This window comes from Enterobacter soli ATCC BAA-2102 (assembly GCF_001654845.1).
Lineage (GTDB): Bacteria > Pseudomonadota > Gammaproteobacteria > Enterobacterales > Enterobacteriaceae > Enterobacter > Enterobacter soli.
Genome location: NZ_LXES01000046.1, coordinates 163,578 through 177,218, shown reverse-complemented (window position 1 = coordinate 177,218; position 13,641 = coordinate 163,578). Strand labels below are relative to the sequence as shown.

The window sequence follows — 13,641 nt, the reverse complement described above, 5'->3', positions numbered from 1 at the left end:
TTCTTCTCATTTATTTTGTTCAAAAAAAAAGCCCGCTTTAGCGCGGGCCTGGTATCTGTTTGCATTTCGCAGACGAGTGACACTGCCCGATACTCAGGAAGTGCGCCACCAACCATGCAGAGTGAAATGTGCTGTCATTTTCAGATACCTTTCTCGTGTGAACTTTCGTACTAGTTAACTAGTTCGGTGGCGTGTTGTCAACCCTTGATTTCAGAATTTCGCGGCAAGCCGTTATCATAGGCCTCTGAGATGTTATTAACCTGTGATGGGAAGTGCTTTGAGCGATACCACCTACGCCGTAATTTATGATTTACACAGCCACACTCAGGCTTCTGATGGCCTGCTGACGCCCGAAGCTCTCGTTCACCGTGCCGTTGAAATGCGCGTTGGCACGCTGGCGATAACCGATCACGATACAACGGATGCCATTCCTGCGGCGCGGGCCGAAATTGCCCGCAGCGGTTTACCGCTAAACCTGGTTGCTGGCGTGGAGATCTCAACCCTCTGGGAAAACCATGAAATTCATATCGTTGGCCTGAACATCGATATAGAACATCCAGCAATGTGCGCATTTTTGCAAGAACAAAAAACGCGTCGTAACCTGCGCGCAGAGATGATTGGCGAGCGCCTCGAAAAAGCGCATATCCCGGGGGCACTGGAAGGGGCTCAGAAGCTGGCGAACGGCGGTGCCGTTACGCGCGGTCATTTTGCCCGTTTTCTGGTTGAGGCCGGTAAAGCCACCACCATGGCCGACGTGTTTAAAAGATACCTGGCGCGCGGGAAAACCGGATACGTTCCGCCACAGTGGTGTACAATAGAACAAGCTATTGATGTGATTCATCATTCTGGTGGCAAGGCAGTGCTGGCCCATCCTGGGCGGTATAATCTTTCTGCTAAATGGCTGAAAAGGCTGTTGGTTCACTTCGCCGAGCGCGGAGGAGACGCGATGGAAGTCGCACAATGCCAGCAGGCACCCAATGAGCGTTCGCAGCTCGCGACCTATGCCCGCCAGTTTGGGCTTCTTGCGTCACAGGGCTCTGATTTCCATCAGCCTTGTGCGTGGATAGAGCTGGGTCGCAAACTCTGGCTCCCCGCAGGCGTAGAGCCTGTCTGGCAGCTCTGGGAACAGCCAAAGCAACTTGAAGAGAGGGAAGTATGAGTCAGTTTTTCTATATTCATCCAGATAACCCGCAACCCCGCCTGATTAATCAGGCCGTGGAGATTGTCCGCAAGGGGGGCGTTATCGTTTATCCGACCGACTCGGGTTACGCGCTGGGCTGCAAAATTGAAGACAAAGGGGCGATGGAGCGTATCTGTCGCATTCGCCAACTGCCAGACGGCCATAACTTTACGTTGATGTGCCGCGATCTCTCTGAGCTGTCTACCTATGCTTATGTTGATAACGTGGCGTTTCGTCTGATCAAAAACAACACGCCGGGTAACTACACTTTTATCCTGAAAGGGACAAAAGAGGTTCCGCGCCGTCTGTTGCAGGAAAAACGTAAAACCATCGGGATGCGCGTTCCTTCGAACCCGATTGCACAGGCGCTGCTGGAGACTCTCGGTGAGCCGATGCTGTCGACGTCGCTCATGCTGCCTGGCAGCGAGTTTACCGAGTCCGACCCGGATGAAATCAAGGATCGACTGGAGAAGGTGGTAGACCTGGTTATTCACGGTGGATACCTCGGGCAGCAGCCGACTACCGTGGTTGATCTGACTGACGATGCGCCGGAAGTGATTCGCGAAGGCGTGGGTGATGTTAAACCTTTCTTGTAAAGGTGTAAGCAGCTATACTACGCGGCCATCAAAACGGGGCGCTGCCGTGTTTTGACCTGATTCGACGCCTGTGAAGGCGACACCTGAGGAAGCTCAATGAGCGAGAAATTACAGAAAGTGCTGGCGCGCGCCGGCCACGGTTCACGCCGTGAAATCGAAGCTATTATTGAAGCAGGTCGCGTGAGTGTGGACGGTAAAGTCTCCACGCTGGGCGACCGCGTAGAAATTGTACCGGGGCTGAAGATCCGTATCGACGGTCATCTTATCTCGGTAAAAGAGTCCGCTGAACAGATCTGCCGCGTGCTGGCCTATTACAAGCCAGAAGGTGAGCTGTGTACCCGCAATGACCCGGAAGGTCGCCCGACAGTATTCGACCGCCTGCCTAAACTGCGCGGCGCTCGCTGGATTGCCGTGGGTCGTCTGGATGTGAACACCTGCGGTCTGCTGCTGTTTACCACTGACGGTGAACTGGCAAACCGCCTGATGCACCCAAGCCGCGAAGTTGAACGTGAATACGCAGTGCGTGTATTCGGCCAGGTTGATGAGAACAAACTGCGCGACCTGTCGCGTGGCGTGCAACTGGAAGACGGCCCGGCGGCGTTCAAAACCATCAAATTTACCGGTGGTGAAGGGATTAACCAGTGGTACAACGTGACCCTGACTGAGGGCCGTAACCGCGAGGTTCGTCGTCTGTGGGAAGCGGTTGGTGTGCAGGTGAGCCGCCTGATCCGCGTACGTTATGGCGACATCCTGCTGCCGAAAGGTCTGCCGCGTGGTGGCTATACCGAGCTGGATTTAACCCAGACTAACTACCTGCGTGAACTGGTCGGCCTGACGCCGGAAACCACCTCTAAAGTGGCGGTTGAAAAAGATCGTCGTCGCATGAAAGCGAACCAGATCCGCCGTGCGGTAAAACGTCACAGCCAGGTGAGCAATAATCGCCGCTCTGGCAGCCGGAATAACAACGGTTAATCTTTAAAAGCCCGGTCTCATCAACCGGGCTTTTTTCTTAGTAATCAATCCCGATCTGGGCTTTGATACCTGCATCGAAAGCATGTTTAACCGGGCGTAATTCGCTGACGGTATCGGCTATGTCCAGAATATCCCTGTGGCAGCCGCGTCCCGTTATAATCACCGTCTGATGCGCCGGGCGAGCCTGTAATGCAGCCAGTACGGCATCCAGCGGCAGATAGTCGTAGGCCACCATATAGGTGATTTCATCCAGCACCACCATGTTCAGCGTGGGGTCTGCCAGCATTCTTTTCGCGTGTTCCCAGACGGCCAGACATGCGGCTGTATCGGTTTCACGGTTTTGTGTGTCCCAGGTAAATCCGGTCGCCATGACCTGAAATTCGACGCCGTGCGGCTCCAGCAGATTACGCTCTCCGTTAGGCCATTCACCTTTAATAAACTGAATAACACCCACTTTCTGATCATGACCCACTGCACGGGTTGCCGTGCCAAACGCGGCGGTGGTTTTACCTTTCCCGTTGCCGGTGAAAACAATAATAATCCCGCGCTCGTCCTGAGCGGCGGCAACACGCGCATCGACCTGTTCTTTCAGACGCTGCTGGCGTTGCTGATGGCGTTCTTCACTCATTGCGAAATCCCCGGTTTACGGCCTGGCTGTGCGTCAAAGGTCATACCGGTTTTACGGCGGCTGTCATCACCCATGAGCCAAAGATAGAGCGGCATGATTTCCGCCGGTGTTTTCAGTTTTTGCGGATCTTCACCCGGGAACGCGCTGGCGCGCATTTTGGTGCGTGTTCCACCCGGATTAATGCAATTTACGCGCAGATGGCGGCTCTGATATTCCTCAGCCAGCACCTGCATCATGCCTTCTGTGGCAAATTTTGATACCGCGTACGCTCCCCAGTTTGCACGTCCCTGACGCCCAACGCTTGACGATGTAAAGACCAGCGATCCTGAATCAGACTTGAGTAATAAAGGAAGCAAAGCCTGTGTCAGGAAAAATGTCCCGTTGACGTTAACCTGCATCACCTGCTGCCAGAGCTCCGACTTTTGTTCATCCATAGGACGAACCTCCCCGAGCAACCCGGCGTTGTGCAATACGCCGTCGAGGCGCGGGTGGTGCGTTGCAATTCGCTGTGCAAGCTCCAGGCACGTCTCAGGCGTGCAGGTCAGTAAATCGAGCGTATACCAGGGGGCTAATGCGCCGCCTTCGTCTTCTATTTCTTGCGCCACGTCGCGTAGTTTGTCTTCGTTTCTGCCCACCAGGATGACGTGTGCCCCGTAGCGGGAGTAAGTCAGCGCAGCTTCACGACCAATCCCGTCGCTGGCACCGGTGACAAGAATGATGCGGTTTTGTAGTAAATCTTTTTGCGGTTGATAGTGCACGGTGACTCCTCTGGGCGCTGCACGTAGATCGCGCCTGCTTTTTATCACTTTTCGGCTTTATGCCCGAAATAGCATGAGAATTCAATCAGTCTACAGGACGCTTCTCTGTGAAATTAACAATTTGCAAATATTTCATCCAGTAACGGGGATTCCTGAAGGCGGCTCGCACAGGTATTGTCACGAGCAAGACGCCTGACAACGGCTGTTGTACACTGGCGGGGAAGAATCGTGGTTAAATCAAGGTGGAACACGTGGAATTACTTTCTGAATATGGGTTATTTTTAGCCAAAATCGCGACGGTGGTGATTGCCATTGCGGTCATCGCGGTCTTGCTCGTTAACCTGACCCAGCGTAAACGTCAGCGTGGCGAATTGCGGATCACCCGCTTAAGCGAACAGTATAAGGAGATGCAGGAAGAGATGTCCCTTGCGCTGCTGGATAGCCATCAGCAGAAACAGTGGGTAAAAGTGCAAAAGAAAAAGCACAAGCAGGAAGCTAAAGCGGCCAAAGCGAAAGCAAAATCACAGCTCCCGCAGGATGACGTTAAACCACGTGTTTATGTTCTCGATTTTAAAGGCAGTATGGATGCGCATGAAGTGGCCTCCTTACGCGAAGAGGTAACGGCAGTGCTTGCAGTGGCGAAGCCTGCGGATCAGGTGGTATTACGTCTTGAAAGCCCTGGCGGTGTGGTGCATGGCTATGGCCTGGCAGCGTCTCAACTCCAGCGTCTGCGTGATAAACAGATTCCGTTGACCGTCGCCGTGGATAAAGTGGCCGCGAGCGGTGGCTACATGATGGCATGTGTGGCCGACAAAATTGTAGCTGCGCCGTTTTCAATCATTGGCTCTATTGGCGTTGTGGCGCAAATTCCGAATTTTAACCGCTTCCTGAAAAACAAAGAGATCGACATTGAGCTGCATACCGCCGGGCAGTACAAACGCACGCTGACGCTGCTGGGTGAAAACACTGAAGAGGGGCGTCAGAAGTTTCGTGAAGACCTTAATGAAACCCACCATCTCTTTAAAGACTTTGTGCAGCGTATGCGCCCAACCCTGGATATTGAGCAGGTTGCAACCGGGGAGCACTGGTACGGCACGCAGGCTCAGGAAAAAGGGCTGGTGGATGATGTCGGTACCAGTGACGATCTGCTGTTAGGGCTGATGGAAGGGCGTGAGCTGGTCGGCGTGCGCTTTGCGCAGCGTAAACGCCTGCTCGACCGGTTTACCAACAGCGCTGCGGAAAGTGCAGATCGCCTGCTGCTACGCTGGTTACAACGCGGACAAAAACCGCTGCTGTAAACGAAAACGCGAGGCATCTGCCTCGCGTTTTGCGTTAATCTACCAGGTGATATTTCTCAGATAGCGTATGCGCCAGGTATTTAAACATGTTAAACACCGCGGTGCTTTTCGGGGTGGGTAACCCTTGCTCATCAAGGAAATATTCACCGCTGAACACCAGCACGCCATTTCGTTGCTCTACGCCGGTCGCTTCGATGCCAGCGAGAGTATCTTCATGGTTGCGAATCAGTTTGTTCGCTTCAATAAGAAGAGATGCTCGGTCAATTGGTTGGGTTGTATTCTGCATAATCCACTCCTTAAACAGTGACAATAGTCTACGCCGGAGGGGCTTTGGGGGCAAATTTTCCCTGTTATCAGAGGGGGTAAGCACGGTTCCGGCGGCTGGCGGGAATCGCTATTACATGCTAATAAAGTTGCGTAACGAATTTTATCAGGTACAGTGTGCGCTTTCGTCATTCTGGCAACAGAATTGCTTGACATTCGAGCGGGAATTCGTCACGAATTAACGTCTATCTGAGAAAAATACCCGATAACTCAATCACCTGGACGTCATCTTTCTGACGAAGGGTAAGACAAAGGGGTTGATATCCCCTGACGCAGTCTCAATATCAAGAGCTCGTCGTCAGCGGAAGGGAAATCAACGTGCGGCGTATTCCTGGAAGAATTAAATTAGGTAAAGGTGAATATGGGTAAAGCTCTCGTTATCGTTGAGTCCCCGGCAAAAGCCAAAACGATCAATAAGTATCTGGGTAATGACTACGTGGTTAAATCCAGCGTTGGTCACATCCGCGATTTGCCGACCAGTGGCTCAGCCAGCAAAAAGAGCGCAGACTCTACCTCCACCAAAGGGGCTAAAAAGCCTAAAAAGGATGAACGTAGCGCGCTTGTCAACCGTATGGGTGTTAACCCGTGGCACAACTGGGATGCACAATATGAAGTGCTGCCAGGAAAAGAAAAGGTCGTTAATGAGCTGAAGCAGCTCGCTGAAAAAGCCGACCACATCTATCTCGCAACCGACCTTGACCGCGAAGGGGAGGCCATTGCATGGCACCTGCGGGAAGTGATCGGTGGCGACGACAAACGCTACAGCCGTGTAGTGTTTAACGAAATTACGAAAAATGCGATTCGCCAGGCGTTTGAAAAGCCAGGTGAGCTGAATATCGACCGCGTAAATGCTCAGCAAGCACGTCGCTTTATGGACCGTGTTGTGGGCTATATGGTTTCTCCGCTTCTGTGGAAAAAGATTGCCCGTGGCCTGTCAGCAGGGCGCGTTCAGTCCGTCGCGGTACGTCTGGTCGTTGAACGCGAGCGCGAAATCAAAGCGTTTGTACCAGAAGAATACTGGGAAGTAGACGCCAATGTCACCACACCTGGCGGTGACGCACTGCCGTTGCAGGTAAGCCATCAGAACGATAAGCCGTTCCGCCCTGAAAATCGCGAGCAGACAATGGCTGCCGTCGCGTTGCTGGAAAAAGCACGCTATCAGGTTCTGGAGCGCGAAGATAAACCGACCAGCAGTAAGCCTGGCGCACCTTTTATTACGTCCACATTGCAACAGGCGGCAAGCACGCGTCTGGGCTATGGCGTGAAGAAAACCATGATGATGGCGCAGCGCTTGTATGAAGCGGGCTACATCACCTATATGCGTACTGACTCCACCAACCTGAGCCAGGATGCCGTCAACATGGTGCGCGGTTATATCAGCGACAACTTTGGCAAAAAATACCTGCCAGAAAGTGCCAACCAGTTCGCCAGCAAAGAGAATTCTCAGGAAGCGCACGAAGCAATTCGTCCTTCTGATGTCTCTGTGTTGGCTGAATCGCTGAAAGATATGGAAGCCGACGCGCAGAAGCTGTATCAGCTGATCTGGCGTCAGTTTGTGGCGTGTCAGATGACGCCAGCCCAGTACGATTCCACCACACTGACAGTGGGTGCTGGTGATTTCCGCCTGAAAGCGCGTGGACGTATCCTGCGCTTTGACGGCTGGACAAAAGTGATGCCTGCGCTGCGTAAAGGCGATGAAGACAGAACCCTGCCTGCGGTAAACAAGGGTGATGAACTGTCCCTGGTCGACCTGGTGCCGGCACAGCACTTCACCAAACCGCCTGCGCGCTTCAGTGAAGCGTCACTGGTTAAAGAGCTGGAAAAACGTGGCATTGGCCGTCCGTCAACGTACGCGTCAATTATCTCGACTATCCAGGATCGCGGTTACGTCCGTGTTGAAAGCCGTCGTTTCTATGCCGAAAAGATGGGTGAGATTGTTACCGACCGTCTGGAAGCTAACTTCCGCGAGCTGATGAACTACGATTTCACCGCGCAGATGGAAGACAGCCTTGACCAGGTTGCCAGCCATCAGGCTGAGTGGAAAAAGGTGCTCGACAGCTTCTTTAGCGACTTTACCAATCAACTGGATAAAGCCGAGAAAGATCCGGAAGAAGGCGGGATGCTGCCGAACCAGATGGTGCTGACCAGTATCGACTGCCCAACCTGCGGCCGTAAAATGGGTATCCGTACTGCCACAACCGGCGTCTTCCTGGGCTGTTCTGGCTACGCGCTTTCACCGAAAGAACGTTGCAAAACCACCATTAACCTGGTGCCAGAGAACGAAGTGCTAAACATTCTTGAAGGCGACGATGCTGAAACAAACGCTTTGCGTGCGAAGCGTCGCTGTAAGAAATGTGGCACTGCGATGGACAGCTACCTGATCGATCCTAAACGCAAACTGCACGTCTGCGGTAATAACCCAACCTGTGATGGGTATGAGATCGAAGAGGGTGAGTTCCGCATTAAGGGTTATGACGGCCCAATCGTTGAGTGTGAAAAATGTGGCTCTGAAATGCACCTGAAAATGGGACGTTTTGGTAAATACATGGCCTGTACCAACGACGAGTGTAAGAACACCCGTAAGATCCTGCGTAACGGTGAAGTTGCACCGCCGAAGGAAGATCCGGTTCCGTTGCCAGAGTTGCCGTGTGAGAAATCAGACGCTTACTTCGTGCTGCGTGACGGCGCAGCCGGGGTCTTCCTGGCCGCCAATACCTTCCCGAAATCGCGTGAAACACGTGCGCCGCTGGTGGAAGAGTTGTATCGCTTCCGCGATCGTCTGCCGGAGAAACTGCGTTATCTGGCCGATGCGCCACAGCAGGATCCTGAAGGTAATAAGACAGTTGTGCGTTTTAGCCGTAAAACTAAACAGCAGTATGTTGCCGCTGAGAAAGAGGGTAAAGCGACCGGCTGGTCAGCCTTCTTTGTTGACGGTAAATGGGCTGAAGGCAAAAAATAATCTGCACTTACCGTAACTTACCTGTAAAAGGGCCGGTCTTCCGGCCCTTTTTTATTACGTCGTTATTATTTTTTGTTCCGTACTATACAGTCAGGCTATAAATGATATAGTGGTTATAGTTAACCCTTTTCTTATTATCAAATCGTCTTAAGCGATTGACCGCGTGCGCTAAATCGGATGGTCTGGCATGAAACTACAGCAGCTTCGCTATATCGTTGAGGTGGTAAATCACAACCTTAACGTCTCATCTACCGCTGAAGGTCTATATACCTCTCAACCCGGCATCAGTAAGCAAGTTCGAATGCTGGAGGATGAACTCGGTATTCAGATCTTTGCCCGTAGCGGTAAACACCTCACTCAGGTTACGCCTGCGGGGCAGGAGATAATCCGTATCGCCCGGGAAGTGCTTTCTAAAGTTGATGCGATTAAATCGGTGGCAGGAGAGCACACCTGGCCTGACAAAGGCTCGTTGTACATTGCCACCACCCATACTCAGGCGCGTTATGCCCTGCCTGGGGTGATTAAAGGCTTTATCGAGCGTTACCCACGCGTATCGTTGCATATGCATCAGGGCTCACCGACGCAAATTGCTGAAGCGGTATCCAAAGGCAACGCAGATTTCGCCATTGCCACAGAAGCGCTGCATCTGTACGACGACCTGGTGATGCTGCCGTGCTATCACTGGAATCGCTCGATTGTGGTTACGCCCGATCACCCGCTGGCCGGAAAGGGTTCGGTAACCATTGAAGAGCTGGCGCAATATCCGCTGGTAACCTATACCTTCGGGTTCACCGGTCGTTCTGAGCTGGACACCGCATTTAACCGTGCAGGTTTAACGCCGCGGATTGTCTTTACTGCAACAGACGCCGACGTGATTAAAACCTATGTCCGGCTGGGGCTTGGGGTAGGGGTCATTGCCAGCATGGCGGTTGATCCGGTATCCGACCCGGATTTGGTCCGTCTTGATGCACATGATATTTTCAGCCATAGCACAACCAAAATTGGTTTCCGCCGTAGCACCTTCCTGCGCAGCTATATGTATGATTTTATTCAGCGCTTTGCGCCGCATTTAACGCGTGATGTCGTAGATACCGCCGTCGCTCTGCGTTCCAATGAAGACATCGAAGAGATGTTTAAAGACATTAAGCTCCCTGCCAAATAATCACTCCCGGTATCTTTCCATTGCGGAAAGATACCGATATATCCGCCTAAACCTAAATCATAATTATCATCATCTGCACTTCGCTGACATATAATGTCATAATCCATTTTATTTATAGGGTTTTACTGTCGTGAATTTGCGACAAAAGTAGAAAGTAAATTCCGACTGCGCAAATAATTCTTTTCAATTATTTATTTCTGGTCAAAAGATTGAATATTTAATCTGGACCACAGCGTAAATTCACTGGCTTTTCAGCTAAAGTTTCTTTAGGATTTATCTCAACTGATAATTACTTGTACCAATTGTTTGGTATCAAAATGATAAGCGATGTCGATTGTATGAGGTTAGCAATGCCGTCAGGAAGTGAAGAACCGCAAAGGGACCCTGCGCTTAAACGCAAAGCCTGGATGACGGTCTTTGTTGTTTCTGCCCTGTTTTGGGTGGTGGTTGCTCTCCTGGCCTGGAAATATTGGGGTTAACTATGACAGTGACGGTACGTACAGAATCGGTCAAACAGATGTGTCAGCATCGTGACAGTAGCCACAAAGCGCGTAAAGAGCCGGCTACCAGTGTTCCAGCCTCATGGAAACTCACACCGCAGCAGAAGGCCTTTATTGATATCTTCGCTGAAGACGAACCTAAAAAACAATAATTTAGTTTTGAGCGGTATTACGCGAATAGTCTGAAGAATGTCTCTGCGCTTTTGTACTCTTTTATAAATACACATCAGCAATATTGTACTGAGGAACTGACTCAGGATCGCTAATTAATAAAGTCTGGTGTTGCTATGATGAATAACGTGACAACTCTCAAATACTGGTCGTGGATAGGCGCTTTTTCGCTGTCGATTCTCTTCTGGTGTCAGCTTGTCTGGCTGACAATTTTTTAATTGGTAAAACCTCGCTACGGCGGGGTTTTTTGTTTTATACCCGCCGTCTTCGCCCGCAAGAATTTATCAATTTGGGTTGTTATCAAAACGTTACATCCACCATGTGTTATCTTTAATTACAGCCCTGGAGTTAATCAGGGTATCCCTGTAATTAAGGAGGAGCTTATGTCGTTAACCCTACGCGAAGCCAGTAAGGACACGTTACAGGCAGAAAACAAAACCTGGCATTACTACAGTTTGCCGCTGGCTGCCAAAAGCCTTGGGGACATTTCGCGGTTACCCAAGTCGCTGAAAGTTTTACTGGAAAATCTCTTACGCTGGCAGGATGGCGATTCTGTCACTGCTGATGATATTCACGCGCTGGCCGGATGGCTAAAACATGCCCACGCGGACCGGGAAATTGCCTACCGGCCCGCCAGGGTGTTGATGCAGGACTTCACGGGCGTACCTGCCGTGGTTGATTTAGCCGCCATGCGGGAAGCCGTAAAACGTCTCGGTGGTGACACGGCGAAAGTCAACCCACTCTCCCCGGTGGATCTGGTTATTGACCACTCCGTCACCGTCGACCGCTTTGGTGACGAAGACGCGTTCGATGAGAACGTGCGTCTGGAAATGGAGCGCAATCACGAACGCTATGTCTTTCTGAAGTGGGGACAACAGGCGTTCAGCCGGTTCAGCGTCGTGCCACCCGGCACCGGTATTTGCCACCAGGTTAACCTCGAATATCTGGGGAAAGCCGTCTGGAGCGAATTACAGGGTAAAGAGTGGGTCGCTTATCCTGACACGCTGGTGGGCACCGATTCCCATACTACTATGATCAATGGCCTTGGCGTGCTGGGATGGGGCGTGGGTGGGATTGAAGCCGAAGCCGCGATGCTCGGGCAGCCGGTTTCAATGCTGATACCCGATGTCGTGGGTTTTAAACTCAACGGTAAGCTCTCTGAAGGCATTACTGCCACTGACCTGGTGCTGACCGTCACCCAGATGCTGCGACAGCATGGTGTGGTGGGCAAATTTGTTGAGTTCTATGGTGACGGCCTTGATTCACTCCCGCTTGCGGACCGCGCCACTATTGCCAATATGTCGCCAGAGTATGGTGCAACCTGCGGCTTTTTCCCGGTCGATAATGTCACACTTGACTATTTACGCCTGAGTGGGCGTACAGAAGAGCAGGTGGCGCTCGTAGAGGCGTACACCAAAGCGCAGGGAATGTGGCGTAACCCGGGTGATGAGCCGGTGTTTACCAGCACCCTGGAGCTTGATATGGGCACCGTTGAGGCAAGCCTCGCAGGGCCAAAACGTCCGCAGGATCGGGTGGCGCTACAAAACGTCCCCAAAGCCTTTGTGGCCAGTAATGAACTGGAACTTAACGCGGCGCAAAAAGATCATCGCCCGGTAGATTATGTGCTGAACGGACAAACCTGGCAGCTGCCGGAAGGCGCGGTTGTCATTGCGGCCATTACCTCCTGCACCAATACTTCGAACCCGAGCGTGCTAATGGCAGCAGGCCTGCTGGCGAAAAAAGCCGTAGAGCTTGGGTTAAAACCGCAGCCGTGGGTGAAAGCATCGCTGGCTCCGGGGTCGAAAGTGGTATCCGATTACCTGGCAAAGGCAAAACTCACACCGTATCTGGACGAACTTGGATTTAATCTTGTGGGGTACGGATGTACCACCTGTATCGGGAACTCAGGGCCTTTGCCTGAGCCTATTGAGCAGGCGATTAAACAAGGTGATCTGACGGTCGGCGCTGTTTTGTCTGGTAACCGCAATTTCGAAGGACGTATTCACCCGCTGGTGAAAACGAACTGGCTGGCATCACCGCCGTTGGTTGTGGCCTATGCGCTGGCCGGCAACATGAACGTCAATCTGGTTTCCGACCCTATTGGGCAAGACCGTAATAACCAGCCGGTTTACCTCAAAGATATCTGGCCAACATCGCAGGAAATTGCGCGCGCGGTTGAGCAGGTTTCTACCGAAATGTTCCATAAAGAGTACTCAGAAGTGTTTGAAGGTACGCCTGAGTGGAAAACCATTGCGGTCGAGGGTTCTGACACCTACGCCTGGCAGGATGATTCGACTTATATCCGCCTGTCGCCTTTCTTTGATGAGATGCAGGCTCAACCCGCGCCGCTGAAAGATATCCAGGGCGCGCGCGTGCTGGCCATGTTGGGCGACTCTGTGACCACGGACCATATCTCCCCGGCAGGCAGCATCAAAGCCGACAGCCCGGCAGGGCGTTATTTGCAAGCCCGTGGTGTGGAGCGCCGGGACTTTAACTCATACGGTTCACGACGTGGTAACCATGAAGTCATGATGCGCGGTACGTTTGCCAATATCCGTATCCGCAATGAAATGGTGCCGGGAGTGGAAGGGGGCATGACTCGCTACCTGCCAGGAACGGAAGTGGTGTCGATTTATGATGCGGCGGTTAGTTATCAGCAGGCGGGGATCCCACTCGCGGTTATTGCCGGTAAAGAGTACGGTTCCGGCTCCAGCCGTGACTGGGCGGCAAAAGGGCCGCGTTTGCTGGGTGTCCGGGTGGTTATTGCCGAGTCATTTGAACGTATTCACCGTTCGAATCTGATTGGTATGGGGATTTTGCCGCTTGAGTTCCCGCAGGGCGTGACGCGCAAAACGCTGGGATTGACCGGGGAGGAGCAGATAGACATCAGTGGATTGCAAAACCTGCAACCGGGTAAAACGGTGCCGGTGAAGCTTACGCGTGCTGACGGTAAAACTGAAATACTTGATTGCAGGTGCCGTATTGATACCGCAACAGAGCTAACGTATTACCAGAACGACGGCATCCTGCACTATGTGATTCGTAAGATGCTGGATTGATGGAATGTGCCCGGCGCACATTACCGCGCCGGGC

14 protein-coding genes and 1 other annotated feature are annotated in these 13,641 nt (G+C 52.2%); of the genes, 10 read left to right on the top strand and 4 right to left on the bottom strand.

The features are described 5' to 3' along the window. Positions 1-22: 22 nt before the first annotated feature. Positions 23-117, bottom strand: a sequence feature (Trp leader region). After that, positions 94-138, bottom strand: coding sequence for a trp operon leader peptide (gene trpL, locus M987_RS25310; protein ID WP_106993556.1), 45 nt, complete (start codon positions 136-138; stop codon positions 94-96). Its footprint overlaps the feature before it by 24 nt. Before the next feature lie 139 nt (positions 139-277). On the opposite strand from trpL, the gene rnm reads away from it, so the two are divergent. The 3 genes from rnm to rluB all read left to right on the top strand — a co-directional run bounded on the left by rnm (position 278) and on the right by rluB (position 2,748). Then, positions 278-1,159, top strand: a complete 882-nt coding sequence (gene rnm / locus M987_RS17840) for an RNase RNM (protein WP_041162076.1) — start codon at positions 278-280, stop codon at positions 1,157-1,159. Continuing rightward, on the top strand, positions 1,156-1,776 hold the full coding sequence (locus M987_RS17835) for an L-threonylcarbamoyladenylate synthase (RefSeq protein ID WP_014070507.1): 621 nt from the start codon (positions 1,156-1,158) through the stop codon (positions 1,774-1,776). The genes rnm and M987_RS17835 overlap by 4 nt, the downstream gene beginning before the upstream one ends. A gap of 96 nt (positions 1,777-1,872) precedes the next feature. Continuing rightward, positions 1,873-2,748: a 23S rRNA pseudouridine(2605) synthase RluB gene (gene rluB / locus M987_RS17830; protein ID WP_014070506.1), complete on the top strand. Its 876-nt coding sequence runs from the start codon at positions 1,873-1,875 to the stop codon at positions 2,746-2,748. Positions 2,749-2,785: 37 nt separating this feature from the next. Here rluB and cobO read toward each other — a convergent pair whose 3' ends face one another. Both cobO and M987_RS17820 read right to left on the bottom strand, forming a co-directional pair. Continuing rightward, the gene (gene cobO / locus M987_RS17825; protein ID WP_014070505.1) at positions 2,786-3,376 is read right to left on the bottom strand and encodes a cob(I)yrinic acid a,c-diamide adenosyltransferase; all 591 of its coding nucleotides are present in this window, start codon (positions 3,374-3,376) and stop codon (positions 2,786-2,788) included. After that, positions 3,373-4,134: a YciK family oxidoreductase gene (locus M987_RS17820; RefSeq protein WP_014070504.1), complete on the bottom strand. Its 762-nt coding sequence runs from the start codon at positions 4,132-4,134 to the stop codon at positions 3,373-3,375. Before M987_RS17820 ends, cobO begins: the two co-directional genes overlap by 4 nt. 251 nt (positions 4,135-4,385) lie before the next feature. Here M987_RS17820 and sohB point away from each other — a divergent pair, with 251 nt between their 5' ends. Beyond that, positions 4,386-5,432 carry a protease SohB gene (sohB, locus tag M987_RS17815; RefSeq protein ID WP_014070503.1) on the top strand — a complete coding sequence of 349 codons (1,047 nt, stop codon included), beginning with the start codon at positions 4,386-4,388 and terminating at the stop codon, positions 5,430-5,432. Positions 5,433-5,466: 34 nt separating this feature from the next. On the opposite strand, the gene M987_RS17810 is transcribed toward sohB, so the two are convergent. Beyond that, positions 5,467-5,718, bottom strand: coding sequence for a YciN family protein (locus M987_RS17810; RefSeq protein ID WP_014070502.1), 252 nt, complete (start codon positions 5,716-5,718; stop codon positions 5,467-5,469). A 399-nt stretch (positions 5,719-6,117) separates the two neighbouring features. Here M987_RS17810 and topA point away from each other — a divergent pair, with 399 nt between their 5' ends. The 6 genes from topA to acnA all read left to right on the top strand — a co-directional run bounded on the left by topA (position 6,118) and on the right by acnA (position 13,607). After that, the gene (topA, locus tag M987_RS17805; protein WP_014070501.1) at positions 6,118-8,715 is read left to right on the top strand and encodes a type I DNA topoisomerase; all 2,598 of its coding nucleotides are present in this window, start codon (positions 6,118-6,120) and stop codon (positions 8,713-8,715) included. Between the two features lie 187 nt (positions 8,716-8,902). Further along, on the top strand, positions 8,903-9,877 hold the full coding sequence (gene cysB / locus M987_RS17800; protein ID WP_006175683.1) for an HTH-type transcriptional regulator CysB: 975 nt from the start codon (positions 8,903-8,905) through the stop codon (positions 9,875-9,877). Positions 9,878-10,215: 338 nt separating this feature from the next. Next, positions 10,216-10,356, top strand: a complete 141-nt coding sequence (locus tag M987_RS17795) for a YmiA family putative membrane protein (protein ID WP_217186602.1) — start codon at positions 10,216-10,218, stop codon at positions 10,354-10,356. 2 nt (positions 10,357-10,358) lie between these two features. Next, positions 10,359-10,529, top strand: coding sequence for a hypothetical protein (locus M987_RS24905; RefSeq protein WP_041162075.1), 171 nt, complete (start codon positions 10,359-10,361; stop codon positions 10,527-10,529). 138 nt (positions 10,530-10,667) lie between these two features. Then, the gene (ymiC, locus tag M987_RS25080) at positions 10,668-10,766 is read left to right on the top strand and encodes a small membrane protein YmiC (RefSeq protein ID WP_041162233.1); all 99 of its coding nucleotides are present in this window, start codon (positions 10,668-10,670) and stop codon (positions 10,764-10,766) included. 165 nt (positions 10,767-10,931) lie between these two features. Next, entirely contained in the window at positions 10,932-13,607 is a 2,676-nt protein-coding gene (acnA, locus tag M987_RS17780; RefSeq protein ID WP_014070498.1) for an aconitate hydratase AcnA, read from the top strand. Positions 13,608-13,641: the final 34 nt, after the last annotated feature.